This window comes from Streptomyces musisoli, assembly GCF_016741855.1.
In the GTDB taxonomy this organism is placed as follows: domain Bacteria; phylum Actinomycetota; class Actinomycetes; order Streptomycetales; family Streptomycetaceae; genus Streptomyces; species Streptomyces musisoli.
In genome coordinates this window covers 523,221-548,903 of sequence record NZ_JAERRH010000003.1, presented here as the reverse complement: position 1 = coordinate 548,903, position 25,683 = coordinate 523,221, and the positions used below count along the sequence as shown (strand labels likewise).

The 25,683-nt window shown below is 71.8% G+C and carries 20 protein-coding genes and 1 pseudogene; 6 read left to right on the top strand and 15 right to left on the bottom strand.

Annotation, left to right across the window (positions count from 1 at the left end):
• Positions 1-83 precede the first annotated feature (83 nt).
• Entirely contained in the window at positions 84-1,223 is a 1,140-nt protein-coding gene (locus tag JK361_RS10725; protein WP_201815495.1) for a serine hydrolase domain-containing protein, read from the top strand.
• A gap of 151 nt (positions 1,224-1,374) precedes the next feature.
• Positions 1,375-2,562 carry a glycosyltransferase gene (locus JK361_RS10720; RefSeq protein WP_201816084.1) on the top strand — a complete coding sequence of 396 codons (1,188 nt, stop codon included), beginning with the start codon at positions 1,375-1,377 and terminating at the stop codon, positions 2,560-2,562.
• A gap of 91 nt (positions 2,563-2,653) precedes the next feature.
• Here JK361_RS10720 and JK361_RS10715 read toward each other — a convergent pair whose 3' ends face one another.
• The 3 genes from JK361_RS10715 to pepN form a co-directional block, all read right to left on the bottom strand.
• Positions 2,654-3,460 (bottom strand): SGNH/GDSL hydrolase family protein, encoded by an 807-nt coding sequence (locus JK361_RS10715; protein WP_201815494.1) that lies wholly within the window; start codon positions 3,458-3,460, stop codon positions 2,654-2,656.
• A gap of 187 nt (positions 3,461-3,647) precedes the next feature.
• Complete coding sequence (locus JK361_RS10710; RefSeq protein WP_201815493.1) at positions 3,648-4,697, bottom strand: hypothetical protein; 1,050 nt, start codon at positions 4,695-4,697, stop codon at positions 3,648-3,650.
• Positions 4,698-4,904: 207 nt separating this feature from the next.
• Positions 4,905-7,487: an aminopeptidase N gene (pepN, locus tag JK361_RS10705; protein ID WP_201815492.1), complete on the bottom strand. Its 2,583-nt coding sequence runs from the start codon at positions 7,485-7,487 to the stop codon at positions 4,905-4,907.
• Between the two features lie 139 nt (positions 7,488-7,626).
• Here pepN and JK361_RS10700 point away from each other — a divergent pair, with 139 nt between their 5' ends.
• Positions 7,627-8,289: a mycothiol-dependent nitroreductase Rv2466c family protein gene (locus JK361_RS10700; protein WP_201815491.1), complete on the top strand. Its 663-nt coding sequence runs from the start codon at positions 7,627-7,629 to the stop codon at positions 8,287-8,289.
• Positions 8,290-8,385: 96 nt separating this feature from the next.
• Here JK361_RS10700 and JK361_RS10695 read toward each other — a convergent pair whose 3' ends face one another.
• The 4 genes from JK361_RS10695 to JK361_RS10680 all read right to left on the bottom strand — a co-directional run bounded on the left by JK361_RS10695 (position 8,386) and on the right by JK361_RS10680 (position 13,261).
• Positions 8,386-9,039 (bottom strand): response regulator, encoded by a 654-nt coding sequence (locus JK361_RS10695; protein ID WP_201815490.1) that lies wholly within the window; start codon positions 9,037-9,039, stop codon positions 8,386-8,388.
• Positions 9,036-10,220, bottom strand: coding sequence for a sensor histidine kinase (locus JK361_RS10690; RefSeq protein ID WP_201815489.1), 1,185 nt, complete (start codon positions 10,218-10,220; stop codon positions 9,036-9,038). The genes JK361_RS10695 and JK361_RS10690 overlap by 4 nt, the downstream gene beginning before the upstream one ends.
• 5 nt (positions 10,221-10,225) lie before the next feature.
• On the bottom strand, positions 10,226-12,433 hold the full coding sequence (locus tag JK361_RS10685) for an MMPL family transporter (RefSeq protein ID WP_201815488.1): 2,208 nt from the start codon (positions 12,431-12,433) through the stop codon (positions 10,226-10,228).
• Between the two features lie 180 nt (positions 12,434-12,613).
• Positions 12,614-13,261 carry a superoxide dismutase gene (locus JK361_RS10680; protein WP_201815487.1) on the bottom strand — a complete coding sequence of 216 codons (648 nt, stop codon included), beginning with the start codon at positions 13,259-13,261 and terminating at the stop codon, positions 12,614-12,616.
• A gap of 159 nt (positions 13,262-13,420) precedes the next feature.
• On the opposite strand from JK361_RS10680, the pseudogene JK361_RS10675 reads away from it, so the two are divergent.
• Positions 13,421-14,319: pseudogene (locus JK361_RS10675) on the top strand (IS30 family transposase).
• A 69-nt stretch (positions 14,320-14,388) separates the two neighbouring features.
• Here JK361_RS10675 and JK361_RS10670 read toward each other — a convergent pair.
• The 7 genes from JK361_RS10670 to JK361_RS10640 all read right to left on the bottom strand — a co-directional run bounded on the left by JK361_RS10670 (position 14,389) and on the right by JK361_RS10640 (position 22,135).
• Positions 14,389-15,771, bottom strand: coding sequence for an amino acid permease (locus JK361_RS10670; protein ID WP_201815486.1), 1,383 nt, complete (start codon positions 15,769-15,771; stop codon positions 14,389-14,391).
• 120 nt (positions 15,772-15,891) lie between these two features.
• Complete coding sequence (locus JK361_RS10665; protein WP_201815485.1) at positions 15,892-16,782, bottom strand: TauD/TfdA dioxygenase family protein; 891 nt, start codon at positions 16,780-16,782, stop codon at positions 15,892-15,894.
• A gap of 14 nt (positions 16,783-16,796) precedes the next feature.
• On the bottom strand, positions 16,797-18,134 hold the full coding sequence (locus JK361_RS10660) for an LLM class flavin-dependent oxidoreductase (protein ID WP_201815484.1): 1,338 nt from the start codon (positions 18,132-18,134) through the stop codon (positions 16,797-16,799).
• Positions 18,131-18,865: an ABC transporter ATP-binding protein gene (locus JK361_RS10655; protein ID WP_201815483.1), complete on the bottom strand. Its 735-nt coding sequence runs from the start codon at positions 18,863-18,865 to the stop codon at positions 18,131-18,133. The genes JK361_RS10660 and JK361_RS10655 overlap by 4 nt, the downstream gene beginning before the upstream one ends.
• Complete coding sequence (locus JK361_RS10650) at positions 18,841-19,695, bottom strand: ABC transporter permease (protein WP_201815482.1); 855 nt, start codon at positions 19,693-19,695, stop codon at positions 18,841-18,843. Before JK361_RS10650 ends, JK361_RS10655 begins: the two co-directional genes overlap by 25 nt.
• The gene (locus tag JK361_RS10645) at positions 19,692-20,732 is read right to left on the bottom strand and encodes an ABC transporter substrate-binding protein (protein WP_201815481.1); all 1,041 of its coding nucleotides are present in this window, start codon (positions 20,730-20,732) and stop codon (positions 19,692-19,694) included. The genes JK361_RS10650 and JK361_RS10645 overlap by 4 nt, the downstream gene beginning before the upstream one ends.
• Positions 20,733-20,938: 206 nt before the next feature.
• Positions 20,939-22,135 (bottom strand): ROK family transcriptional regulator, encoded by a 1,197-nt coding sequence (locus JK361_RS10640; RefSeq protein WP_201815480.1) that lies wholly within the window; start codon positions 22,133-22,135, stop codon positions 20,939-20,941.
• A gap of 434 nt (positions 22,136-22,569) precedes the next feature.
• On the opposite strand from JK361_RS10640, the gene JK361_RS10635 reads away from it, so the two are divergent.
• Positions 22,570-23,160: a biotin transporter BioY gene (locus tag JK361_RS10635; RefSeq protein ID WP_201815479.1), complete on the top strand. Its 591-nt coding sequence runs from the start codon at positions 22,570-22,572 to the stop codon at positions 23,158-23,160.
• 344 nt (positions 23,161-23,504) lie between these two features.
• On the opposite strand, the gene JK361_RS10630 is transcribed toward JK361_RS10635, so the two are convergent.
• Positions 23,505-24,923: an amino acid permease gene (locus JK361_RS10630; protein ID WP_201815478.1), complete on the bottom strand. Its 1,419-nt coding sequence runs from the start codon at positions 24,921-24,923 to the stop codon at positions 23,505-23,507.
• Positions 24,924-25,180: 257 nt separating this feature from the next.
• On the opposite strand from JK361_RS10630, the gene JK361_RS10625 reads away from it, so the two are divergent.
• Entirely contained in the window at positions 25,181-25,669 is a 489-nt protein-coding gene (locus JK361_RS10625) for a ribose-5-phosphate isomerase (RefSeq protein WP_201815477.1), read from the top strand.
• The last annotated feature ends 14 nt before the right edge of the window (positions 25,670-25,683 follow it).

Here is a 25,683-nt window from a genome sequence, read left to right as displayed (position 1 = left end):
CGGCCCACACCCAGGCAACCTTCGCGCAACACCGCAGGGTCCTCACCCCCGACCACGCCACACACCACAGGTTGGGGGAAGACATGCGCACACGCACGACTCTGGTGGGCAGCACCGCCCTGCTTCTCGCGGCGGCGCTGGCGGCCCCGGCCGCGGCCGCCGCCGAAGGTCCTTCCGGCGGCGGCCACGCGGCCACCCGCGAGGCGATCGAGGCGGCGGTCGCGGCCGGCGTACCGGGCGTGACCGCCACCGTGAAGGACGCCCACGGCACCTGGTCCACGACGGCGGGCGTCGGCGACCTGCGCACGGGCGGGCCCCGCTCGGCCGCCGACCGCTACCGCGTCGGCAGCATCACCAAGACCTTCGTGGCCACCGTCCTGCTCCAGCTGGAGGCGGAGGGCCGGCTCTCCCTGGACGACAAGGTCGACCGGTGGCTGCCCGGCGTGGTGAGCGGCCACGGCCACGACGGCCGGCGCATCACCGTCCGCCGGCTCCTCAACCACACCAGCGGCATCTACGACTACACCTCCGACGGCGACTTCGGCCGCGCCTACTTCCTCAAGGACGGCTTCTTCCGGCACCGCTACGACACCCTCGCCCCGGAGGACCTGGTGGCGATCGCGATGCGGCACGAACCGGAGTTCGCACCGGGCACGTCCTGGAGCTACTCCAACACCAACTACGTCGTGGCCGGCATGGTGATCGAGAAGGTGACGGGACACTCCTACGCCACGGAGGTCAGGCGCCGCGTCATCGACCCCCTGCACCTGACGGCCACGTCCGTGCCCGGCACCCGGGTCACCGTGCCTCGGCCGAGCAGCCGTGCCTACTCCAAACTCGCCGAGACGACGACGGGACCGACGTACGACGTCACGGCCCTCAACCCCTCGATCGCCTCCTCGGCCGGCGAAATGATCTCGAATTCCGCGGACCTGGACCGCTTCTACAGCGCCCTGCTGCGCGGAAAACTGCTGCCGCCGCACCAGCTGAAGGAAATGAAGACGACGGTGAAGATCGACGGCGCCCCCCGGGTCCGCTACGGACTCGGACTCATGGACACCAAGCTGACCTGCGGTGTTCACGTCTGGGGCCACGACGGCGGCATCCACGGCTCTACATCGTCGGCCGTGACGACGGCGGACGGGCGCCATTCCCTCGCCCTCAATTTCAACGCGGACTGGACGGGGGAGCCGGCGCCCGTGATCGAAAAGGAATTCTGCTAGCCAACGTTTCATTCGCGTAGTTCTCCGTTAACGCGTACGTAACGTCCATACCGCCTCATATCGGCTAACCCGCTGTGAACGGGGATGGCTCGATCTTTTCGATCGTTTATGCAAGGCGGGTGGTCGTGTGCGCGCAAGGCACGAACTGCGTGTGCTCTCGGTCTACGAGGGCTTCTTCTCCGGGGGAGCCCGGATCCTGCACTCCGACGTCGTACTGGGACTGGCCGAGGGAGGCCAGTCCCACCAGGTGCTCAGCATCCACGGCGAGGTCCACCGCGAGGCCACCCGGCAGCGCATGGAGGACGACGCCTGCTACCGGGCGCTGACCTCCGGCGGCGTCGGCGTCACCTCGCTGGGCCGCACCGCCGGCCTGGTCGACGGCACGGTCGCGGCGAACGTTTTCAGCGGGCCCGAGCTGGCCGAAACCGCACGGTCGATGGCCGCGGCCGATGTGATCCTCTCGCTGAAGGAGCAGCCGCTGGCGCTCCTCAACCAGGCCGGCCTGCCCCGCCGCCCGGTCGTGGTCTGCCTGCACCGCTCCGACCCGGAGAACCAGGGCCCCGCCCTGGACGAGCTGAAGGCCGCCATAGCCGACGGCACGGTGGTGGCCTGCGTGTGCTGCGCCGAGTCCACCCGGGCCGCGTACGAGGCCGCGGGCATCCCCCGCGAACTGCTGCACGTCATACCCAACGGGGTGGACCTGCTGCGCTTCCGCCCGGACGCCGCGGCCCGGCTCGCCTTCCGCGCCTCCCTGGGCGTCCCGGCCACGGCACCCGTGGTCGTCTTCGCGGCCCGCTACGCCACGATGAAGAACGTCCCGCTCCTGCTGCGGGCCGCCCGCGCCTGGCTCGCCCGCGAGCCCGAGGGCCGGGTCCTGATGTGCGGCGCGGGCATGGACGACGCGAACCCCGCCCTGGCCGCCGACATCGCGTCCGCCTTCGGCACGCACCGGCACCTCGCCAAGCGGGTCCGCCTCCTCGGCGTACGCCGCGACATGGAGACCGTCTACGCCGCCGCCGACGTCGTCGCCCTGACCTCCGCCTCCGGCGAGGCGGCGCCGCTGTGCCTGATCGAGGGCATGATGTGCGGCGCCGTCCCCGTGACGACGGACGTCGGCGACAGCGCAAAGATCGTACGGGGCCACGGTTTCGTGACCCCCTGGGACCCGGAGGCCATCGCCCTGGCCTGGACGGCCGCGGTCGCCGGCCGCGCCGGCCTCGCCCCGGCGCTGGCGGCCGACCGCGAACGCTTCAGCCGCACCCGCATGATCGCGGCGTACGCCGCGCTGCTGGACGGCGTCCACACGAGGACCTCGCGCCTGCCGGCGCAGCCGCTGTAGCGCGCCCGGGCGCCGGGGGCGGCGTCGGGGCGAGCGCCGGCGCGACGGGGGCCGGGCGCCCGTGCGAGCGGGTGGCGGGCCGGGGCGCGGTTCAGGACGCCTGGGTGAGGGCCGGCAGGTAGCCGAGCGACTGGCCCGGCGCCGTCGGGTGGTACGACTCGGTGATCGAGAACACGTCGACGCTGTGCAGCCACGGGTGGGACGAGCAGATCTCGTGGCCGGCGAAGGCGGCGGTCACGTCGGCGAAGGTGAACCCGTGGACGGCGGCGCGTTGGGCGATCACCGCGTTGAGGTGGTCCACGGCGTCGTTGAGGGTGGCCCGCTCCCCGTCCGGGAGGCCCAGGGCGCAGCTGCCGCTGAGGTGGTAGAGGTGCGGGTAGCCGAGCACCACGACACGGGCCGCGGGCGCCCTGCTCCGGATGGCCGTGTAGAGACGGTCGAGGTCGGCGGAGAGGGACCCGTCCATCATGGCGCGGGAGCGGGAGACGGCGGACAGGCACCGCTCGGCGCCGCCGAGCGCACAGGTCGCCAGGACGCCGACGAAGCCCGAGTCGTGGCCGCCGACGGTGAGGGTGACCAGGCCGGTGCGGGTGCTGAGGTGGCCGAGCTGCTCGGTCAGGACGTCCTTCGCGCCGGCGCCGTTGCACGCGGCGAAGCTGAAGGACGCCGGCGCGTGGGCCTCGGCCCACAGCACGGGGAACGCCCGGCTGCTGCGCTTGCACTCCTTGCCGGAGGCCAGGTAGTCGCCGGCGCCGACACCGGAGGAGTAGGAGTCGCCGAGGGCCACGTAGCCGCCGGCCACGGTCCGGGGCGCCTGTGCCGTCGCGGGGGCGGCGAACGCGCAGGCGGCCGCGAGCAGGAGGGAACACGCGCCGGCCGCTATTCGGGACTGTCTCATGTCTCTCCTCTACCGCGGCCCGCGCGGCCCCGCCCGCCCCGCTCGTCCGTTGCGGTGAGCCCTCACCCGGTCGGCGCAGCAGAAGTGGCCCGGCGCCGCAGCGCAGGAGGAGGGGCCACCGGCGTCCGGCCCGGTGGCCCCTCCTCTCCCTTCCCGACGGCCTTCCCGCCGTGCCTGCGGCCGGTCACTACCGGGGCAGCACCACGACGTAGGCGGCCGGGTCGCGGTCGCCGGACGCCATCAGTGCCGTCCGCACCACCGCCGCCTGCTGCTCCAGGGACTCCCGGAGTTTCCTCGGCGTGATGTACACGACCGTGATGCCGAGCCGTTCCAGGTGCTCGCGCTTGCGGGCGTACTCCGACCACAGCGCGTCGTCGTCCTGCCGGTCGCCCTGCCGGGGTGCGCGCGTGTCCAGCTCCACGGCGACCGCCTGCTCCGGCCAGTAGGCGTCCAGGCCGCCCAGGTGCGGGCCGCCGGGCAGGCGCAGGTCGACGTTCCAGACCGGGTCGGGCAGGCCGTACTCGCGGACCATCCGGTACAGGCGGTCCTCGGCGATCGAGCGGCCCTCGGCGAGCAGCGCGTCCACCGCGTCCACCACGTGCGGGCGGCTCAGCAGCCTCGCCCGGGTCAGCTCCCGGACGACGGCGGCCGGTTCGCAGTGGCCGGCGCGCACGGACTCGGTCAGCAGCCGGCGCACCGCCTCCGCGTCCGTCAGCTCCGTCACGGCGTCCGCCAGCGCACGCGGCACCGGTGCCACCGGCAGACCCGTCACCGTGTGCGCGGCGGGCAGTGCGGTGGTGCGCAGGATGCGGACGTACCCCGTGGAGCGCAGCCGGCGCAGCCGCGGCACCAGCACGTCCACGTGGTCCAGCGAGGGCAGCGGCGGGGTGGACGAGAAGCCGTGCAGGGTCAGCGCCGCCAGCCCGGTGATCACCGCCTCCGCGTACACCGGCCGGTGCGGGCTCTCGGCCGTCGGCTGGGCCGGCACCCCCGGCTCCGCCGCACGGGCCGCGTACAGCAGGGCGCCGTGCAGCCGCTCCTCGCCGGTGGGCGGGCCGGGGTGCAGCAGGACCACGTTCGGGAGCAGCTCCCGCCAGGGGCCGCCGGGGCGGCACTGCTCGGTGACTTCGGCCGCGTGCACGCCGTGGGCGCGCAGCTGAGTCGCCGTCAGGACGCGGCGGTGGACGTCGGAGAGGTGGCGGAGGGGGCGGGGGGAGAGCGGGGTGTTGTGGGTCATGGCCTCGGAATTCCCGTCCCCGGTCCCGTCTTTAACCGCTGTTACACGGCCGTCGAGGAATGCGGACAAGGCGGGACTAAAGGTCAGGTGTTCGGATGCCGAGTAGGCAACGAAAACCCCTGGTCCGATCAGGTGTGGACCAGGGGTTACGGCTATGTTTGCCCGAATTTCGTAACGGTCACCGACCGGACAAGCTCAGGCCAAAGCTCATCGGTCGGAGGCCGCCGCGTCGCACGCCTGTGCGCGCAGCGCCCGCGCCAGGTCGTCCCGTGCCTCCAGCACCAGCCGGCGCAGCGCCGGCGCCGCGTCCTCGTGCGCCGCCAGCCACGCGTCCGTCGCCTCCAGGGTCTCCCGGCGGTCCTGGAACGCCGGGAACAGACCTCGCACCACGTCCATGCCGATCTGGATCGACCGCTCCCGCCACACCCGCTCGATCGCGGCGAAGTACAGCTGCGCGTACGGTGCGGTCAGCTCCCGCTGCGACGGCTGGTCGAAGCCCGCGATCGTCGCCTCCACCAGCGCGTTGGACAGCGTGTCCGACTCCACCACCTGCGCCCACGCCTGCGCCTTGACCGCCGCCGACGGGCGCGCCGCCAGGCAGCGCACCTGGTGCCGCTTGCCGGACGCGGTGTCGTCCCGGGCCAGCTCCGCCGCCAGCGCCGACTCGTCGGCCGCACCGTGCGCCGCCAGCGGCTCCAGGAACGCCCAGCGCAGCTCCTGGTCCACCTCCAGGCCGTCGACCTCACTCGTGCCGTCCAGCAGCTCCCGCAGCAGCTTCAGGTCCGGCTCCGCGGTGGCCACGGACGCGAAGAACCGCGCCCAGGCCAGCTGGTGCTCACTGCCCGGCCCGGCCGCCCGCAGCTCCCGCAGCGCGCCCTCGGCCAGCAGCTCCCCGCCGGTCTCCCGCCAGGCGGGCGCCGCGTAGTGCGCCAGCGCCGAGTTCGCCCAGGCGTGCAGCATCTGGAGCACACCGATGTCCGACTCGCGGCCGGCGAACCGCAGCACCAGATCGATGAAGTCCCGCGCCGGCAGCAGCCCGTCCCGGGTCATGTTCCACAGCGCCGACCAGCACAGCGCGCGGGCCAGCGGGTCGGTCAGCACGCCCAGGTGCGCCCGCAGCGTCACCAGCGAGGTCTCGTCGAAACGGATCTTGCAGAAGGTGAGGTCGTCGTCGTTGACCAGCACCAGCTCCGGTGCCTCGGCGCCCGCCAGCTCCGCCACGACCGTACGCGGCTCGTGCACGTCCGTCTCCACGCGCGCGTACCGCTCCAGCGTGCCCTCGGGCGTACGCCGGTACAGGCCCACCGCGATCCGGTGCGGGCGCAGCTCCGGGTGCGACTCCGGAGCCTCCTGGACCACCGCCAGCTCGGCGATCCGGCCGCCCGTGGTGTCCAGCAGCACCTGCGGGGTCAGCGAGTTCACCCCCGCCGTCTGGAGCCAGGACCGCGCCCACCCCGTCATGTCCCGGCCGCTGGTCTCGGCCAGCACCGACAGCAGGTCGCCCAGGCGCGTGTTGCCGTAGGCGTTGCGCTTGAAGTAGCGCCGGGCGCCCTCCAGGAACGCGTCCTGGCCGACGTACGCCACCAGCTGCTTGAGCACCGAGGCGCCCTTGGCGTAGGTGATGCCGTCGAAGTTCAGCTTGGCGTCCTGGAGGTCACGGATGTCCGCCGTGATCGGATGCGTGGAGGGCAGCTGGTCCGCGCGGTAGGCCCAGGCCTTGCGGCGGTTGGCGAAGGTGATCCAGGCGTCCTTGAAGCGGGTCGCGCCCACGTTCGCGAACGTGCCCATGAAGTCCGCGAAGGACTCCTTCAGCCACAGGTCGTCCCACCACACCATGGTGACCAGGTCGCCGAACCACATGTGCGCCATCTCGTGCAGGATGACGTTGGCCCGTGCCTCGTACGACGCCTGCGTCACCTTGCCGCGGAAGATGTACTCCTCGCGGAAGGTCACCAGGCCCGGGTTCTCCATCGCGCCCAGGTTGTACTCCGGCACGAACGCCTGGTCGTACTTCCCGAACGGGTACGGGTAGTCGAAGTGGTCGTGGAAGAAGTCCAGGCCCTGCTTGGTGACCAGGAAGACGTCCTCGGCGTCGAAGTGCGGGGCGAGGCCCTTGCGGCACATCGCGCCCAGCGGGATCTCCAGCTTCGTCCCGTCCTCGAAGGAGCGGGTGTAGGAGTCCGTCACGTAGTGGTACGGGCCCGCCACCACGCATGTGATGTACGTCGAGATCGGCTTGGTCTCCGCGAACCGCCACACACCGTCGGCGAGTTCACCCGCGCCGTTGCTCCACACCGTCCAGCCCTCGGGGGCCCGCACCTCGAAGCGGTAGGGCGCCTTCAGGTCCGGCTGCTCGAAGTTCGCGAACACCCGGCGGGCGTCGGCCGGTTCGTACTGCGTGTAGAGGTAGACCTCGCCGTCCTCCGGGTCGACGAAGCGGTGCATGCCCTCGCCGGTGCGCGAGTAGGCACACTGCGCGTCCACGACCAGCTCGTTCTCCGCGGCCAGGTCCTCCAGCGCGATCCGCGAACCGTCGAAGACCTCGCCCGGGTCCAGGTCCCGGCCGTTGAGTGAGACGGAGGTCACGCCCGGCGCGATCAGATCGGCGAAGCTCGACGACCCCGGCTCGGTGCAGCGGAAGCGGACGGTGGTCACCGAGCGGAACGTGCGGGGCTCGCCGTTGCCGTCGCCGACGGCGGACCGGAGGTCCAGGAACACGTCGTAGCCGTCGACGGACAGCAGTGCGGCCCGCTCGCGGGCCTCGTCGCGGGACAGATTCTCACCGGGCACGGACTGCACTCCCTCGTGGTCGCGTGAATGGGGCTGAACAGGACCGATCCTGCCATGTGCCCCTGACGGCGCACAGCGGGGAATGCCGGTGGCGGTCACCTCGTTGACGCTGCAAAAGCACGTCTCGCTGAGGAGCGCCATGTCCGACACCGCCGTCCCGTCCGGCAAGACCCCCGTCGACTTCTGGTTCGATCCGCTGTGCCCCTGGGCGTGGATGACCTCCCGCTGGGTGCTGGAGGTGGAGAAGCTCCGCGACATCGAGGTCCGCTGGCACGTCATGAGCCTCGCGGTCCTGAACGAGAACCGGCTGGACGAGCTGCCCGCCGACTACCGCGAGCTGCTCACCACCAAGGCGTGGCCGTCGGTCCGCGTGGTCACCGCGGCCTGGCAGAAGCACGGCGAGGGCGTCGTCGGCCCCCTCTACACCGCGCTCGGCACCCGCATCCACAACAACGGCGAGGGCGTGACCCGGGAGGCCATCGCCGGCGCGCTCGCCGACGTCGGCCTGCCCGCCGAACTGATCGACTACGCCGACCAGGACGACTTCGAGTTCGACGCCGAGCTGCGCGCCTCCCACAAGGAGGGCATCGAGCGGGTCGGCCAGGACGTCGGCACGCCGGTCATCTCCCTGCCCGGTCCCGACGGTGAGCAGATCGCCTTCTTCGGCCCGGTCGTCACCCCCGCCCCGAAGGGCGAGGACGCGGCCCGCCTGTGGGACGGCACGGTCGCCGTCGCCTCGGTGCCCGGCTTCTACGAGATCAAGCGGACCCGCACCAAGGGCCCCGACTTCAGCAACCTGTAGACCGCCCGGTACGGGCCCGGCCCGGCGCCGGGCCCGTCCGCGTGCCCGGACCGGCCGGTCCACGGCCGCGGCCCGGCCGCACCGCGCGCGGGCCGGTCAGGGCCGCGGCAGCAGTCCCCGCTCCATGGCCACCACCACCGCCCGGGTCCGGTCGTTGACGTCGAGCTTGGCGAACAGGCGCAGCAGATGCGTCTTGACGGTGGCTTCCGTGATGACGAGGCGGCGGCCGATCTCGGCGTTGGTGAGACCGTCCGCGACCGCGCTCAGGACGTCGGTCTCGCGTGCCGTCAGCGGATCCTGGACCGGACGCCGCATCCGGGCGACCAGTTTCTCCGCCACGCGGGGAGCGAGCACGGTCTCCCCGCGCGCGGCCGAGCGGATCGCGTCCGCCAGCTGTTCCCGGGTGGTGTCCTTGAGCAGATAGCCGATGGCACCGGCCTCGACGCCCCGCTCGATGTCGGCGTCCGTGTCGTAGGTGGTGAGGATCAGCACCCGGGTGCGCGGGTGCCGGGCGGCGATCTCGGCGGTCGTCGCCACCCCGTCCAGCACGGGCATGCGCAGATCGACCAGTGCCACGTCCGGGTGGTGCCGGGCGACCAGTCCGAGGGCGGCGCGGCCGTCGCCCGCCTCGCCGATGATCTCCATGTCGCTCTCCCCGTCGAGCAGGGCGATCACCCCCGCCCGCATCACGGTGTGGTCGTCCACCACGACGACGCGAAGCCTCTCGCCGCTCGTACCGCCGCCGCTCATACCGCCCCCTCCACCGGGACCACCGCGAGGATCCTCGTCCCGTCGCCGACCGAACTGGTCACCGTCAGCCGCCCGCCCAGTTCGGCGAGCCGCTTGCGCATGCCGTCGAGCCCGAAGCCCGTCGAGGCCTCCACCACGAATCCGGCGCCGTCGTCGGTCACCTCCAGCTCCACCCCGTACGGCCGCCGGGCCAGCACCACCCCGACCGTCGAGGCGCGGGCGTGTCTGCGCACGTTGGCCAGGGACTCCTGGGTGCAGCGCAGCAACGCGATCCGGGTCTGCTGGTCGCAGTCGAGGTCGGCCAGCTCGGCGTGCACGGTCAGCCCGGTGTCGTCGGCGAACCGGTCCAGGACGCGGCGCAGGGTCCCCGCCACGGAGCCGGACTCCGGCCGCGGCCCCTGCCCGCCCGACGCGACCAGCTCACGGGCCTCGGCGAGGTTCTCGCGGGCCGTCGACTCGATCGAGCGCAGCCGGCGGGCACTGCGTGCGGGATCCGCCGCCAGACCGGCCTGGGCCGCCTCGGCCAGGACGACGATGGACGCGAAGCCCTGCGCCAGCGTGTCGTGGATCTCCCGGGCCATCCGTTCCCTCTCGTCGGCCGCGCCCTGCCGCTGGTGCGCCTGCGACAGCTCCGCCTGCGTGCGCCGCAACTCGTCGATGAGCCGGGCGCGTTCGGTGCTCTGCTCGACGACCGCGCGCGCCCACAGCCCGATCAGCACCCCCACCGCCACCACGATCAGCGTGCCCACGACCGTCTCGCCGAAGAACTCCCCGGACCACCCCTGCCGCACCCAGCTCCCCAGCAGGGTGCCGGCGGTGGCCAGGCCGAGGAACCCGAGCGAGATCCTCGGTGTCCGCCCGAACATCCAGTAGTGCGGCAGCGTCACCATGAACAGGGCCGCGTAGCTGGTGCGCAGGTAGGCCAGCCCGCCGAGCGCCAGGACCAGCACCGCGAGGTAGCCGTGCGGCCGCACGACGGGGTTGGCCGGGAAGCGGTGCAGGACCGCGAAGGCCAGCGCCACGCTGCCGAGCAGGGCGAGGGCCGCGTACCGGGCGCCGCCCTCGCTCAGCGCGGTGATGCCGACGGCCATCGCGGCGAACAGCATCCAGCACACGGTGTTCCATCGGCGCAGCGTCGACGCCCAGAAGGCGTCGGCGGCCGGCCCGGCAGGCGAGGTCATGGGGATCAACGTACGTCGGCCGGTTGCCGCGCGGGGGCCGATACGGGGGCCCGCCCCACCCGCGACGGCCACCAACTGCCCTCGCCGAGCAGCAGCATCGCCGCCGGCAGAACGAGTACGCGCACCACGAACGCGTCGATCAGCACGGCCGCCGCGAGCACGAAACCGATCTGCTTCATCTCGATGATGTGCAGGAAGACGAAGCTCACGAACACGGTCGTCATCACGACCGCCGCGCTGGTCACCACGCTCGCCGACCGCCGGACCCCGTCCAGCACCGCCTGCCGGGTGGGCGTGCCGTCCAGCACCGCCTCCCGGATCCGGCTCACCACGAACACCTGGTAGTCCATCGACAGCCCGAACAGGATCACGAACAGGAACAGCGGCACGCGCGAACCGACCGACCCCGTGGAACGGAAGTCCAGCAGCCCCTCGGCCCAGCCGTGCTGGAAGACGAGGACCAGCAGACCGAGCGCGGCCGCCGCCGACAGCAGGTTCAGCACGACACCGATCAAACCGAGGACGACGGACCGGAACGCGTACAGGGTCATCAGGAACGTCACGAGGAGCAACGTGCCGAGGACGAGGGGGAGTCTGCCGTTCTGGTGGGCCGGATAGTCCTGGTAGCGGGCGACATCGCCGGTCACGCCGTACTCGGCGCCGGCGATCCGGCCGACGGTGGCGGGCAGGTAGTCGTCCCGCAGGTGGTCCAGGGAGTCGTACGCCTGGGGGGAGTCGCCGAGGTACGGGACCCTCAGTTCCAGGGTGCTCGTCCGGTGGTCGGCGGAGGTGCGGATCCGGGAGAAGCCGGTGAACAGCGGGTCCCCGGCGGCCAGTCGGGCCAGTTCGCGCAGTTCCCCGGCGACCTCTTCGGAGCGGTCCGCGCCGGCCCGTACGACGACCTGGTGGGTGACCCGTCGCTCGGGGAAGGCGTCGTTGAGCCGGTCGTAGACCCGCATGGCGGGGATGGCGCGGGAGTGGGTGTCCCGGCTCATCTCCGTGATCTTCAGGCCGGTCAGCGGAAGGGCCAGGGCGAGCAGGGCGAGGAGCGAGACGCACAGGGTGGCCAGCGGGTGCCGGGCGGCGGGCCGCAGCAGCACCGGCCAGAACCGGCCGCCGCCTTCGCCGCGGATCCGCCGGGCGGGCTTCCCGCGCTCCGCCCGCCGCGCTGCCCGCCGCTCGGCCCGCCTGCCCAGGACGGTCAGCAGGGCGGGCAGCGCGGTCAGGGAGCTGGCCACCGCGACCAGGACGACCACGACCGTGCCGGTGGCGAGCGAGGAGAAGATCACGTCCGAGGCCAGGTACAGGGTGGCGGTGGAGGCGACGACCGCGAGCCCCGAGACCAGCACGGCCCGTCCGGAGGTCGCCGCCGCCAGTTCGACGAGCTGCTCGGAGCCGAGCCGTCCGCCGGAGCGGGCGCGCTCCTCGCGTTCCCGCTTGAGGTGGAAGAGGGTGTAGTCGACGCCGACCGCGAGCCCGATCATGAGGATGACGTTCGTGCCCACGCCCGCGTCGGGAGTGAGGTGCGAGGCGAGCATCGCCAGGCCGACCGCCGCCGCGATGGACGACAGCGCCAGCAGCAGCGGCACGGCGGCCATCGTGACCGAGCCGAACACCGCCAGCAGGGTGAGCAGGGTGACCGGCAGCGTGATCTTCTCGGAGAGGGCCAGGTCGGCGCCGCGCTGCTCGTCGACCCCCTTGCTGACGGAGGGGCCGCCGGTCTCCTGCACGAGCAGTTCCGGGTGGTCCTTCTGGACGGCGGCGGTCTGCGCGAGCAGGGCGCCGACCTTGTCCTTGGCGTCCCGTTCCTCGCCCTCGACCAAGACCTCGACCATGAGGACGCGGCCGTCGGAGGAGCGGACCGGGGCGGCCACGCCCGCGACTTCGGGCAGCTGCCGCATCCGGGCGGTGAGCTCCCGCGCGGCCGAGGCGGCGGCCCGGTGGTCCGGGGCACCGAGGGGCCTGCCCTCGCCCGCATGGGAGCGGGCCGAGATCAGTATCTGTTCGGCGGGCAGGCGTTCGAGGTGTCCGTCGGCCGCCAGTGCCTCCGCCCGCCCGGCCTCGCCGACCCGGTAGTCGGCCGTCCTCGCGCTGTGGGTCCCCGCGGCGCTGCCGGCGCCCAGGCACAGCGCCACGAACAGCAGCCAGCCGGTCAGGGCCAGCCAGGGGTGCCGTGCGCTCCAGCGCGCCGCACGCACAGTGAGTGTGTTCATGCCCAAAACCCTGGCGGGCGGGGGCATGTCCCGGACACGGGTGCCCGGTGGAACTCCGGGTCAGCCGATCGGCTGACGCGGGGGTGGGGAAGACCCCCGCGAGTCACGTCCTCGCGGGGGTCTCCTTTCATCCGCCTGCCGCCGTGAAAGGTGAGAAGACGATCACGAGGCAGGACGTTCTCAGGGGGTGAGCAGCAGCACGTCGGCGCGGGACCTGGCGGCCTCGTACCGCCTCGCCACGTCCTGCCAGTCGACGACCTTCCACATCGCCTCGATGAAGTCCACCTTCTGGTTGCGGTACTGGAGGTAGAAGGCATGCTCCCAGGCGTCGAAGACCAGGATCGGGGTGGAGCCCTGGCCGACGTTGCCCTGGTGGTCGTAGACCTGCTCCACGATCAGGCGCCCGCTGAGCGGCTCGTAGGCGAGCACGCCCCAGCCCGAACCCTGGGTGGTCGCCGAGGCCTTGGAGAGCTGCGCCTTGAAGCCGGCGAAGGAACCGAAGGACTCCTTGATCGCCTCGGCCAGTCCGCCCACCCCGTCGGCGGCCAGCGGCTCGCCGCCGCCCTCCTTCGGGCCGGTCATGTTCTGCCAGTAGATCGAGTGCAGGATGTGCCCGGAGAGGTGGAAGGCCAGGTTCTTCTCCAGGCCGTTGACCGAGCCCCACGACTCCTTGTCCCGCGCCTCGGCGAGCTGCTCCAGGGTGTCGTTGGCGCCCTTCACATAGGCCGCGTGGTGCTTGTCGTGGTGCAGCTCGATGATCTCGGGGCTGATCACGGGGGCCAGGGCCGAGTAGTCGTAGGGCAGGTCGGGCAACGTGTAGACGGGCATGGGTGATCCCCTCCGGAACCTTATTGCAAGTCTCTTGCAACTACACGCTAGCAACAACTGATCCAGGACAACAGAAAGGCCCCCACGTGTCCTTGGGTTCTAGGCCGCAAGCTCCTGGTCCGTGAGCGGGAGGAATACTTCCGGCTCATGGACCAGGGCCTGACCAGCGTCGAAGCATGCAGACGCGTCGGGATCAACTCCCGGACGGGCAAGCGATGGCGCAACGGCCGGGGCGCCTGGGGCAAGGACAAGGCGAGACCGCCGGTGCTCGCTGTGGCGTTGCCCGAGGGTCCGTCCCGCTACCTACGCGAGGCCGACCGCATCCACATCGCCGACCGGCTGCGGGAGAAGGCCACCATCCGGCAGATAGCGGCCGAGCTGGGCCGCAGCCCGTCCACCATCAGCCGCGAAATCCGGCGCAACCGGCACCCGGGCAACGGCCAGTACCGGCCGCACGCCGCCCACGCCCGCGCACAGGCCCGCCGGCCCCGCCCCAAGCCCGGGAAGATCGGCCAGAACCCGCAACTGCGCGGCTTCATCCAGCACCGCCTGTCCATACGGTGGAGCCCCGAACAGATCTGCCAGGCTCTGCGGGCACAGTTTCCCGACCGGCCGGAGATGCGCGTGGCCCACGAGACGATCTGGGCACCCTCGTCGAACGCGCCACCCGCTACGTGATGCTGCTTCACCTGCCCGAAGACCGCACCGCCGAACACGTTCGCGACGCGCTCGTGGAAACCGTCCAGACACTGCCCGCTCACCTGGTGCAGTCCTTGACCTGGGACCAGGGCGCTGAGATGGCCGCCCACGGCTCCTTCACCGTCGCCACCGACGTCCCGGTCTACTTCTGCGACCCAGCCAGCCCCTGGCAACGCGGCTCCAACGAGAACACCAACGGCCTGCTGCGGCAGTACTTCCCCAAGAGCACCGACCTGTCCGTCCACACCCGCGCCAGCCTGGATGTCGTGGCCGCCGAGCTGAACGGCCGCCCACGCAAAACGCTCGGCTGGGAAACCCCAGCCGAGCGCCTCGCCAAGCTCCTGGCCACAACCAGTTGATCACTCGTGTTGCAACGACCCCTGGAATCCACCGTCGCACGTGGGGGCCTCGCCGGAACCGGGGCGCGGTCAGCGCCTGGCGCGCGCCCGCTGCCAGGCGTAGCCGACCGCGGCCAGGACCAGCGTCATGCCGCCCGTCGAGTACAGCTGCAGCCGGGTGTCCGGCTCGCGGGCCATCAGTACGAAGATCGCGGCCATTCCGGCCAGCGCGACCCAGGTCAGCCACGGGAACGCCCACATGCGCACGACCAGCCGGTCGGGGGTCTCGCGCTCGATGCGGCGGCGCAGCAGCAGCTGGGAGACCGCGATGAAGATCCAGACGACCAGGATGACCGCGCCGATCATGTTCAGCAGCCACTTGAAGACGTCGTCCGGCCGCCAGTAGCTGAGCAGCACGCAGACGAAGCCGAGCACGCAGGAGACGAGCACCGCGATCCGCGGGACCCCGCCGGACAGCCTGCCCAGCACCTTGGGGCCCTGCCCGCGCTGCACCAGGGAGTAGGCGATGCGCGAGGAGCCGTAGATGTTGGCGTTCATGGCGGACAGCAGCGCGACCAGGACGACCACGTTCATCAGCTGGCCCGCGCCGGAGATCCCCAGGTGGTCGAGGGCGGCGACGTACGGGCCCTTCGCCACGACGTCCTCGGAGTCCCACGGGACCAGGGTGACGACGACCGCCATGGAGCCGATGTAGAACAGCGCGATGCGCCACATCGCCGTGCGGACGGCGGACGCTACGCCCCTGACCGGGTCCTCGGACTCGGCCGCGGCGATGGTGACCGTCTCCAGGCCGCCGTACGCGAAGACCGACGCGAGCAGGCCGATGATCAGGCCGTTGCTGCCGTGCGGCAGGAAGTCCGTCAGGTTCGAGGTGCCGGGGGCGTCGGTGCCGGGCAGCACACCGGCGATGGCCAGTACGCCGAGGACCAGGAAGAGGCTGATCGCGCCGACCTTCAGCGCGGCGAACCAGAACTCGAACTCGCCGAAGTTCTTCACGGCGGCCAGGTTCGTCCCGCAGAAGACCACCATGAACAGCGCGACCCACAGCCACTCGGAGGTGCCGGGCAGCCAGCCGGAGACGATGTGCGCGGCGCCGATGCCCTCCAGGCCGACGGCGGTGCACAGCAGGATCCAGAAGGACCAGCCGGCCGCGAAGCCGGCCCACGGGCCGATCGCCCGCTCGGCGTGCGCCGAGAAGGAGCCGGAGGACGGGTAGGCGGCCGACATCTCGCCGAGCATCCGCATCACCAGCATCACCAGGAGGCCGGAGACGGTGTAGGCGATCACGATGGACGGGCCGGCCGCGGCGATGCCCGCACCGGAGCCGACGAACAGCCCGGCGCCGATCACCCCACCGAGGGCGATCATCGACAGATGGCGCTGTTTGAGGCCGTGGGAGAGGGAGGCGTCCGTCTGCTGCGGCGGCGTCTCCGTGGTCGTGCTGCTGGGCATGGGCGCGGCTCTCCCGTGCAATAGGCGGGCAAAAACTCCGCCAGTCTGGGCGGCCCGTCCGCTGAGGCGAAGGAGCCGCCCACTATCCGGACACTCTGTGAACGGAGGGTGAACCTCCGGCTACGCGGCCACGGGGGTGTAGTGCGAGGCGTCGCCCTCGACCGAGTAGCTCTCCTTGCCCTCGACGCCGACCGGGACGTCACCGGCGACGGTCACCCGGTGCAGGCGGCGCGGGAGGCCGTCGTAGTTGTCGATGGCGTAGTGCTGGGTGATGCGGTTGTCGAACAGCACCAGCTGGCGCTCCGACCAGCGGTGGCGCAGCACGTTCTCCGGACGGGTGACGTACGCCTGGAGCAGGTCGAGGACCTTGCGGGACTCGCCGACCGACAGGCCGACGATCCGCTGCGCGAACCCGCCGACGAACAGTCCCCGCTCGCCGGTCAGCGGGTGGACGCGGACCACCGGGTGGGCGGTGCGGTACTTGATGGAGGTGAACTGCGCGCGCTGGGCGGCCTTCTCCTCGTCGATCTCCTCGTCCGGCACCGCGTAGTCGTAGTCGTTGGTGTGCTCCGCCCACAGGGTGTCGGCGAGGCGCCGCAACGGCTCCGGCAGGTCGCGGTAGGCGGCCGCCGCGTTCGCGATCAGGGTCTCGCCGCCGTACGGCGGGACGGTCAGCGAGCGCAGGGTGCTGGCCTGCGGCGGGTTGAGGACGAAGGTGACGTCGGTGTGCCAGTGGTTGGCGCGGCCCCGCTCGCTGTCGACCGGCAGCACGTTGGGGGCGCCGTCGACCGCGCCGACCGTCGGGTGCGCGGTGGTCAGGTCGCCGAAGTGGCGGGCGAAGGCCTGCTGGCCGGTGTCGTCCAGGGGGCCGGCGTCGAAGACGAGCGCCTTGTGCACGTTCAGGGCCTCGCGGATCGCGGCGACCTCCTCCGGGGCGAGCGGCGCGGAGACGTCGACGCCGGACACCCGCGCACCGATGCGTGCGGTGACCTTGGTGATCTCGATGGACATGGGCGGTGGTCCTTTCAGACGAGGGCGGGGGTCAGGTACTGGTTGGCCGGGCGGGGCAGGCCGTAGCGCTCCCGCAGGGTCCGGCGGGGGCCGTACTCGGTGCGCAGCAGGCCGCGGGCGCGCAGCAGCGGTACGACGTGCTCGACGAAGGCGTCGAGGCCGGAGGGCAGCACGGCGGGCATGATGTTGAAGCCGTCGGCGGCGCCCTCGGTGAACCAGGTCTCGATCTTGTCGGCGACCTGCCCGGGCGTCCCGGCGAAGGTGAGGTGCCCGCGTCCGCCGCCGAGCCGGCCGATCAGCTGCCGCACGGTGAGCCGCTCGCGCCGGGCCAGCTCCACGACCAGGGTGTAGCGGCTCTTGGCGCCTTCGACGGCCGACTCGGGCGGCAGGTCGGCGGGCAGCGGGGCGTCCAGCTCCAGGGTGCCGGGCTCCAGCTGCAGCAGGCTCTCCAGCCGGCCTACTCCGTGGTCGTACACGATGTGGTCCTCCAGCAGCTGCTCGGCCGCCCGTGCCTCGGCCTCGGTGGACCCGAGCACGGGGACGATGCCGGGCAGCACCTTGATGTGCCCGGGGTCGCGCCCGGCCCGCGCGGTACGGGACTTGAGGTCGGCGTAGAAGGCCTGCGCGTCGCCGAGGGTCTGCTGGGCGGTGAACACCGCCTCCGCGTACCGGGCGGCGAACGCCTTGCCGTCCTCGGAGGAGCCGGCCTGCACCAGCAGCGGGTAGCCCTGCGGGGAGCGGGGAACGTTGAGGGCGCCCGCCACGCTGAAGTACGTGCCCCGGTGCCGGGGCGGGTGGATCTTGCCGTCGTCGCCCCAGACGCCGGCCGCCTTGTCGGCGACGATCGCGTCGTCCTCCCAGCTGTCCCACAGCTTGAGGGACACGTCCAGGAACTCGGCGGCGCGGGCGTACCGCTCGGCGTGCGCGGGCTCGGCCTCCAGGCCGAAGTTGCGGGCGGCCTCGGCGCCTGCGGTGGTGACGATGTTCCAGCCGGCCCGGCCGCCGCTGATGATGTCCAGCGAGGCGAACTTGCGGGCAAGGTTGTAGGGGGAGTTGTAGGAGGTCGAGGCGGTGGCGATCAGCCCGATGTGCTCGGTGGCCGTCGCCAGCGCGGTCAGCAGGGTGAGCGGTTCCAGGGCGCCGGCCGGCCGCTGGGCGAGGTTGTTCCACAGCTGGGGGCCGTCGGCGAGGAAGAGCGAGTCGAAGGTGCCGCGCTCGGCGGTCCGCGCGAGGCCGGCGTAGTGGGCGAGGTCGGTGTGCGCGTACGGATCGCTCTCCGGGAGCCGCCAGGACGCCTCGTGGTGGCCGGTGTTCATCAGGAACGCGTTGAGGTGGAGCCTTCTCGTGGTCACCGGTGGTCCTCCGTGACGCCGAGCGCGGCCAGCAGCCGCTCCCGGTACTCGCCCAGCACCGGCTCCCGGTAGGAACGCGGATGGGGATGGTCGATGGTCAGGTCCAGGCCGATCCGGCCCCGGTCCAGGACGAGGACCCGGTCGGCGAGCACGATCGCCTCGTCCACGTCGTGGGTGACCAGCAGCACGGACGGCCGGTGGCGCTGCCACAGATCGCGCAGCAGGTGGTGCATCCTGATCCGGGTCAGCGCGTCCAGCGCGCCGAACGGCTCGTCTGCCAGCAGCAGTTCGGGCTCGCGGACCAGGGAGCGGGCCAGCGCCGCCCGCTGGGCCTCGCCGCCGGACAGCTCGCCCGGCCAGGCCCGCTCCCGGCCCTTCAGCCCCACCTCCGCCAGCGCGGCCCGGCCGCGGGCCCCGGCGTCCTTGCCGTCCAGGCCGAGCAGGACGTTCTCCAGCACCCGGCGCCAGGGCAGCAGCCGGGAGTCCTGGAACACCACCGAGACCCGCTCGGGCGCGGTGAGCTGCCCGCTCCCGGCCACCCCGTGGTCCAGGCCGGCGACCGCGCGCAGCAGGGTGGACTTGCCGGAGCCGCTGTGCCCGAGCAGGGCCGTGAACTGCCCTGCGGGCAGGTCCAGATCGATGCCGTCGAGAACCGTACGGCCCTCGAAGGAGCGGGTCAGGCCGCGCAGCTGGACGGCGGGCCGGGTCAGTTGCTCAGTGTGCGGCGCCATGCCAGCACCCTCCGTTCGATCAGACGGACCACGCTGTCGGAGACCAGGCCGAAGACGCCGTAGATCAGCAGGCCGACCAGGATGACGTCGCTCTGGCCGTAGTTCTGCGCCTGGAACATCAGGTAGCCGAGTCCGCTGGTGGCGTTGATCTGCTCCAGCACCACCAGGCCCAGCCATGACCCGGTGACGCCGAGCCGGAGTCCCACGAAGAATCCGGGCAGCGCGCCGGGGATCACGACCTGGCGGATGAAGGTGAACCTGGACAGCCCCTGCACTTCGGCGAGTTCGACGAAGCGGCTGTCGATGCCGGACAGCGCGGCGTGCGTGTTCAGATAGAGGGGGATGTAGACGACGATCGCGATGATCGCGATCTTGAAGGTCTCCCCGATGCCCAGCCAGAGGATGAACAGCGGTATCAGGCCGAGGGTGGGGATCGCCCGGTTGAGCTGCACGGTCCCGTCGATCAGCGCTTCCCCGGTCCGGCTGAGGCCGGAGGCGAGCGCGAGCAGCACCCCGGCGGTCAGGCCGATCGCGAAGCCGTAGCCGGCCCGCTCCAGGGAGGTCAGCACATCGGTGGGCAGTGTGCCGTCGGTCCACAGGTGGCCGGCGGTCCTCAGCACCGTCCAGGGCGCGGGGATGGCGGCCGGGTCGAGGGACCCGGCGGCGGAGGCGGCGGCCCACAGGGTGAGCACGGCCAGCGGGCCGGCCAGCCGGGCGGCGGGCAGCCGCCGGCCGGGGGACAGGCGGCGGCGCCTGCGGACCCGGGGGAGCTGCCCGGCCGCTGTCGCCGGTGCCGTGGTCGTCGTGGTGGTCGTGGTCACGGTGGTCACCTCCGGTACTCCTCGGGTACGGCCTTGGCGGCGAGCGGCTCGAAGCGGTGGTCGAAGAGCGAGGAGACGTCGAACTTCTTCACGAAGCCGCCCTCGGCGAGCAGGTCGGCGGTCTCCTGCTCCCACTTGATCGCCTCGTCCCAGCGGGGCGGGAAGAGCGGCTTGTTGGCGAGCTTGGTGACGGCCTCCGCCTGGGCGAGGGTCAGGTTCTGCGTCTTGACGTAGAACTCCCTGTTCCACACGTCCGGGTGCTCGTACTGCCACACCTGGCCCTTGGCCCACCGGGGGATGTACGCGGCGATCGCGGCGGCCTTCGCCGGGTCGTTCAGCACGGACTGCGGCGCCCACAGCAGGTTGAGCAGGTCGACGACGTCGGTCTCGATGACCCGGGCGCCCTTGGCCTCGTACTGCTTCAGATACGCCGGTGCCTGGCTGTTGGCGAGCGGCGCGATGTCCACCTGTCCGGACTGAAGGGCGGTGAGGAACTGGTTGCTGGTCAGCGGGACCAGCGTCACCTCGTCGTAGGCCAGGCCCGCCTGCTTCAGCGCCCGCAGCAGCACGACGCCCTGGGCCTGGCCCTGCGAGAAGGCCAGCTTCCTCCCCTTGAAGTCCCGGGTCGTGCGGATGTCGCTGCCGGGCTTGGTGGCGAAGAGGTAGTTGGGCTTGCGGGTGAGGTCGATCGCCACGATCTTCGCGTCGAAGCCCTGGTAGTGGGCCTGGATCGGCGGGATGCCCGCGTTGGCGGAGAGGTCGAGGGACTTGGCGCGGAAGGCGTTGATGACGTCCGGTCCCGCCCCGATGTTCACCCAGTCGGACACCGTGAACGGCAGCTCGGGCAGCTTCGCCAGCCTGGACAGGAGCTGCTGCACGCCCTGGTACGAGGCGATCTTCAGGCTGGTGCCGGCCGGAACCGTGGCGGCGAGCGGCTCGGTGGCGGCGCCGGCGTCGGCGGCGGCACTGCCGTTCGCGCAGCCGCCGACGCCCCAGGCGGCGGCGGACGCGCCCAGCGCGGACATGAGAAAAGTACGACGGTGCATGGGAGGACTCCCAGGAGGAAAATGCGGGAAACGCAGCAGGAATTCCGGGAAGAAGGACCGGAAGAAGAAAGACTCACGCAGCGGGAAACACGCGCTTCATGCGCGGCAACATGTCAGCAACAGAGGGTGCGACAGCTTGTGTGCGGGGTCATGACCAGGATGTTCCCGGCCGGACTCGTCGCCTGTCAACATTCCGAGTTTCTGAATTAAATAGCCTCAGGTGACAGGCCCAGCGGATCCCGGAACAACGCGTCGAGTACGACCGATCCGCCCGCCACCGCCAGCACGGAATCCGGGAAACTCGTCGGCAGGACGGCCGCCGCACGGTTTCCGGCCGCGTCCCGCAGCGCGGTCAGGCAGTCCTCGAAGTGGATCACACCGACCTCGGTCACCACGACCGTCTCCGGATTGAGCACGTCCAGCAGCAGCCCCGCGGCCCGCCCGGTCGCCCGCGCGCGGTCCACCAGCAGCCGCCGGGCCACCGCGTCCCCGCCCGCCGCCGCTGCCACCACATGCATCGGGTTGGCCGAACCGGTCACCCCGGCCGCCCGCGCCCGGCGGCACAACGTCCGCTCGCTCAGCTCCGCCTGGAGGCAGCCGGTAGCGCCGCAGGCGCACGGCTCGGTGCCGCCCGGCACCGGCAGGTGGGCGATGGCACCGGCCGCCGACCGGGGCCCGTAGTGCACCTCGTCATGGGTGGCGAAGGCGGCGTCCACCACGTTGCCCACGAACAGGTGCAGCAGACTGCGGCTGCCCCGGGCCCGCCCGAACAGCCGCTCCCCGTGCACCAGCGCCCGCGCGTGCCCGTCCACCCGGACCGGCAGACCGGTGCGGGCGCCGAGCAGCTCCCGCACCGGCACCTCCCGCCAGCCCAGCAGCTCGTGCTCGACCACGGTGCCCGCCTCCCGGTCCACCCAGCCGCCCACCGCCACCCCGACGCCCAGCGGCCGCCGGCCCGGCACCCCGGCGAGCAGGCCCGCGAGCCCCTCGGCGGCCCGTGCCAGCACCCGGCCGGGCTCGGTCCGTTCGTGCGGCAGCTCCCGCCGGGCCACCACCCGGCCACGCAGATCCAGCAGCGCCACCGTGGTGTACGGAACGGCCACGTGCACCCCGGCGACCAGGAAACGGCTGTCGTCCAGATCGACCGGGACGTGCGGCCGGCCCACCCCGTTCGAGCGGCGGGGCGCGGCGGACTCCCGGATCAGGCCCCGCTCGGCGAGCCGGGCGCAGTGCTCGGTCACCGACGCGGGCGACAGACCGGTCAGCCGGGCGACGGTGCTGCGGGCCACCGGCCCGTGCTCCAGCACGGAGCGCAGCACGACGCTGGCACTGGTGCGCCGCCGGTCGCTGTCGGCGGCACGCGGGACGGGGGAGGCAAGGGCGGGGACCGCGGTACGGGGCATGGAGGACCGTCCTCGGGAACGGGGCCGACACGTCTCACAAGCTCGGAAGCGGGCGAGGCGCGCCGAGGCCCGCCCTACCCCGGACGGCGACAGGTGGCCGTGCCCTGGCGTCGCAGGTCGACATAGCGACGCGAGGTGAGGTTCCGGGACTGGGCGGCCATGGCCGGAAGGGTAGGACAGGAAAGGTGAATCCGGCCAGACGACCGGGGTTCGTTTGGTGAAACCGCACAGTCTCGTCAATGCCCCGTCGCGTGAGCGAAACATCTCGGCCTCAGTGATCAGTGTCACGCCCCGACCGGTGTAGAGGGCACTCTTTGTCCGGAGCCCACCAAGCTCTCGTTCCGCCCTTTGTCGAGCACTGACGGTGATCGGCCCGACTCGCCTGGGATAGCGTCGCCGTGTCCCAGCATGTCCCCGTCACCCGCGGAGTCACCATGAGCACCGCCACCGCACTCGCCCGCCCCGGCGCAGTCCTCGCCGACCTCCTCCCGGCCACCCGCGTCCGCGACGCGGCCCTCGTGGCCGGCGGTGCCGTGCTCACCGGCGTCGCGGCCCAGCTGTCGGTGCCGGTTCCTGGATCCCCGGTGCCGGTGACCGGCCAGACCTTCGCCGCGCTGCTCGTCGGCACCACCCTCGGCGCCCGCCGCGGCTTCCTCTCCCTCGCCCTGTACGCGGTCGCCGGCGTGGCCGGGATGCCCTGGTTCGCGAACGGCGACTCCGGCGCGGGCATGGTCTCCTTCGGCTACGTCCTCGGCATGCTGCTCGCCTCCGCCCTCGTCGGCGCCCTGGCCCGCCGCGGCGCCGACCGCTCCCCGCTGCGCATGGCCGGCACGATGCTGCTCGGTGAGGCCGTCGTCTACGCGGTCGGCGTTCCCTACCTGGCCCTGGCGGCCCACCTGTCCGCGTCCGAGGCGATCGCGGCCGGCCTCACCCCGTTCCTGATCGGTGACGCCCTCAAGGCCGCGCTGGCGATGGGCGCGCTGCCCACCGCCTGGAAGTTCGCCGGCCGGCGCGAGGGCCTCTAGCCGCCCACGCCGTAGTTCCTGCGGAAGAGGCTCGCCGGGGTCATGGCTCTCCATGACCCCGGCGAGCCTCTTCCGCGTCTCCGGGTCGTTCGGCGCGCCCCGGTCGCCGGCCCCGAAGGCGTCCGCCGAGCGGGCGGGCACGATCACGGCGGCGTCCGCCGAGCGGGCGGGCACGATCACGGCGGGCCGCCGGACGAAGCCGAGCCGGACTCCGGCGAGTTCGTCGTCTAGCCGGGGTCGCCGGGGCGGAGGAGGGGCGGGTCCGGATGCGTCAGCAAACGCAGCATGGCCGCACAATCCGACACTTCGGTCAGGTTGTGCGGCCATGGCCGGCCGGGACCGGATCAGCCGACGGACACCTTGTCGGCCGGTGCCTCGGCGGCGGGGGCCGGGCGGTTCGCGGTGATCTTCTGCTTGATCGCCGCGATCACCAGCACGACCGCCGCGACCAGCAGGGACAGCAGCACCGTCTCCCGGCCGTCGTGCTCGGTGTCGAACAGCATGTACACCAGGACGAAGACGATCATCGCGGCCGTCGCCCAGGTCAGGTACGGGTACAGCCACATCTTCACGACGAGCTTCTCCGGCGCCTCACGCTGGATGATCTTCCGCATCCGCAGCTGCGAGAAGCAGATGACCAGCCACACGAACAGGGCGACCGCGCCGCTGGAGTTGAGCAGGAAGAGGAAGACGGTGTCCGGGTACTGGTAGTTGAAGAAAACAGCCACGAAGCCGAAGACGACCGAGGCCAGGATCGCGGTCTGCGGCACACCGCGGGAGGTGGTGCGGGCGAACGACTTCGGCGCGTCACCGCGCTGGCCGAGCGAGAAGGCCATCCGGGAGGCCGTGTAGAGGCCCGAGTTGAGGCAGGACAGCACCGAGGTCAGCACGATGACGTTCATGACCTCGCCGGCGTGCGCGATACCGAGGGAGTTCAGCGCGGCGACGTAGGAGCCGTCCTTCGCGATGGACGCGTCGTTCCACGGCAGCAGCGAGACCACGACCAGGATCGAGCCCAGGTAGAAGACGCCGATCCGCCAGATGATGCTGTTGGTGGACTTGGTGACCGCGCGCTGCGGGTCCTCCGACTCGCCGGCCGCCAGGGTGGCGATCTCGCTGCCCATGAAGGAGAAGACGACCAGCAGCACACCGGTGAGGATGGCGCCGGGACCGTGCGGCAGGAATCCGCCGTGCGAGGTGAGGTTGCCGAAGGACGCCTTCTCGGCGTCCACGCCCGGCAGCACGCCGAACACGGCGAGCAGGCCGATGACGACGAACGCGCCGATCGCCACGACCTTGATGCCGGCGAACCAGAACTCGAACTCGCCGTAGGAGCCGACGGAGACGAGGTTGGTCGCGGTCAGGACGACCATCACGATCAGTGCCCAGCCCCACTGCGGGACGGCCGGGACCCAGCCTTCGAGGATCTTCGCGCCGGCGGTGGCCTCGACGGCGAGCACGACGACCCAGAAGAACCAGTACAGCCAGCCGATCGAGAAGCCGGCCCAGGGGCCGAGGGCACGGTCGGCGTGCGCGGAGAAGGAGCCGGAGGTGGGGTTGGCGGCGGACATCTCGCCGAGCATCCGCATCACGAGGACGACGAGGGTGCCGACGAGGGCGTACGACAGCAGGATGCCGGGGCCCGCCGTGGCGATGCCGGTGCTGGAGCCGACGAAGAGTCCGGCACCGATCACACCTCCGATGGCGATCATCGTGAGATGGCGGTTCTTCAGGCCTGCTTGAAGTCCGGAACCAGGGGTCATGGACGGATTTCCTTTGCGCCGGTGGAGCGATTCCCGTACGAGCGGGGGTGCCGTTGTGGGGCGGAGTACGGGGCCTCGCACGAGCGGTGTACGAGGCGGTCCAGTGAATCGGAGGCGAACGAATTCGGGAACCTCTGAATCCGTATCGTTACTTGAGGTTCCCTTGAGGTTCTATGGTCTGGCTCACATATTCCAAGGTCATCACCGGTGCGGCACCCGGGGCTGCTGCCCCGGAACGGCCGTGTCACACTCGTGGCATGCGCGTGTATCTCGGCTCGGACCATGCGGGCTACGAACTGAAGAACCACCTCGTCGAGTGGCTGAAGGCCGCCGGCCACGAGCCCGTCGACTGCGGGCCGCACATCTACGACGCCCAGGACGACTACCCGCCGTTCTGCCTGCGTGCCGCGCAGAAGGCGGCCGCGGACCAGGACGCCCTCGGCATCGTGATCGGCGGCTCCGGCAACGGGGAGCAGATCGCCGCGAACAAGGTGAAGGGCGTGCGCGCCGCGCTGGCCTGGAGCGAGGAGACGGCGGCGCTCGGCCGGCAGCACAACGACGCCAACGTGGTGGCCGTGGGTGCGCGCATGCACAGCACCGAGGAAGCCACCAAGTTCGTCGAGGTCTTCCTCAACACCCCGTTCTCCGGTGACGAGCGTCACATCCGCCGCATCGACATGCTCGCGGCGTACGAGACCACGGGCGACCTCCCGCCGATCCCGGCCCACCACCCCCGGCAGGACTGAGCCTCCGGGGCCCG

Coding starts and splice junctions, on each gene's coding strand:
- JK361_RS10725 (WP_201815495.1), top strand. CDS start 84: ATGCGCACACGCACGACTCTGGTGGGCAGCACCGCCCTGCTTCTCGCG.
- JK361_RS10715 (WP_201815494.1), bottom strand. CDS start 3,460: ATGAGACAGTCCCGAATAGCGGCCGGCGCGTGTTCCCTCCTGCTCGCG.
- JK361_RS10710 (WP_201815493.1), bottom strand. CDS start 4,697: ATGACCCACAACACCCCGCTCTCCCCCCGCCCCCTCCGCCACCTCTCC.
- JK361_RS10700 (WP_201815491.1), top strand. CDS start 7,627: ATGTCCGACACCGCCGTCCCGTCCGGCAAGACCCCCGTCGACTTCTGG.
- JK361_RS10695 (WP_201815490.1), bottom strand. CDS start 9,039: ATGAGCGGCGGCGGTACGAGCGGCGAGAGGCTTCGCGTCGTCGTGGTG.
- JK361_RS10690 (WP_201815489.1), bottom strand. CDS start 10,220: ATGACCTCGCCTGCCGGGCCGGCCGCCGACGCCTTCTGGGCGTCGACG.
- JK361_RS10685 (WP_201815488.1), bottom strand. CDS start 12,433: ATGAACACACTCACTGTGCGTGCGGCGCGCTGGAGCGCACGGCACCCC.
- JK361_RS10680 (WP_201815487.1), bottom strand. CDS start 13,261: ATGCCCGTCTACACGTTGCCCGACCTGCCCTACGACTACTCGGCCCTG.
- JK361_RS10670 (WP_201815486.1), bottom strand. CDS start 15,771: ATGCCCAGCAGCACGACCACGGAGACGCCGCCGCAGCAGACGGACGCC.
- JK361_RS10665 (WP_201815485.1), bottom strand. CDS start 16,782: ATGTCCATCGAGATCACCAAGGTCACCGCACGCATCGGTGCGCGGGTG.
- JK361_RS10655 (WP_201815483.1), bottom strand. CDS start 18,865: ATGGCGCCGCACACTGAGCAACTGACCCGGCCCGCCGTCCAGCTGCGC.
- JK361_RS10645 (WP_201815481.1), bottom strand. CDS start 20,732: ATGCACCGTCGTACTTTTCTCATGTCCGCGCTGGGCGCGTCCGCCGCC.
- JK361_RS10640 (WP_201815480.1), bottom strand. CDS start 22,135: ATGCCCCGTACCGCGGTCCCCGCCCTTGCCTCCCCCGTCCCGCGTGCC.
- JK361_RS10635 (WP_201815479.1), top strand. CDS start 22,570: ATGAGCACCGCCACCGCACTCGCCCGCCCCGGCGCAGTCCTCGCCGAC.
- JK361_RS10630 (WP_201815478.1), bottom strand. CDS start 24,923: ATGACCCCTGGTTCCGGACTTCAAGCAGGCCTGAAGAACCGCCATCTC.
- JK361_RS10625 (WP_201815477.1), top strand. CDS start 25,181: ATGCGCGTGTATCTCGGCTCGGACCATGCGGGCTACGAACTGAAGAAC.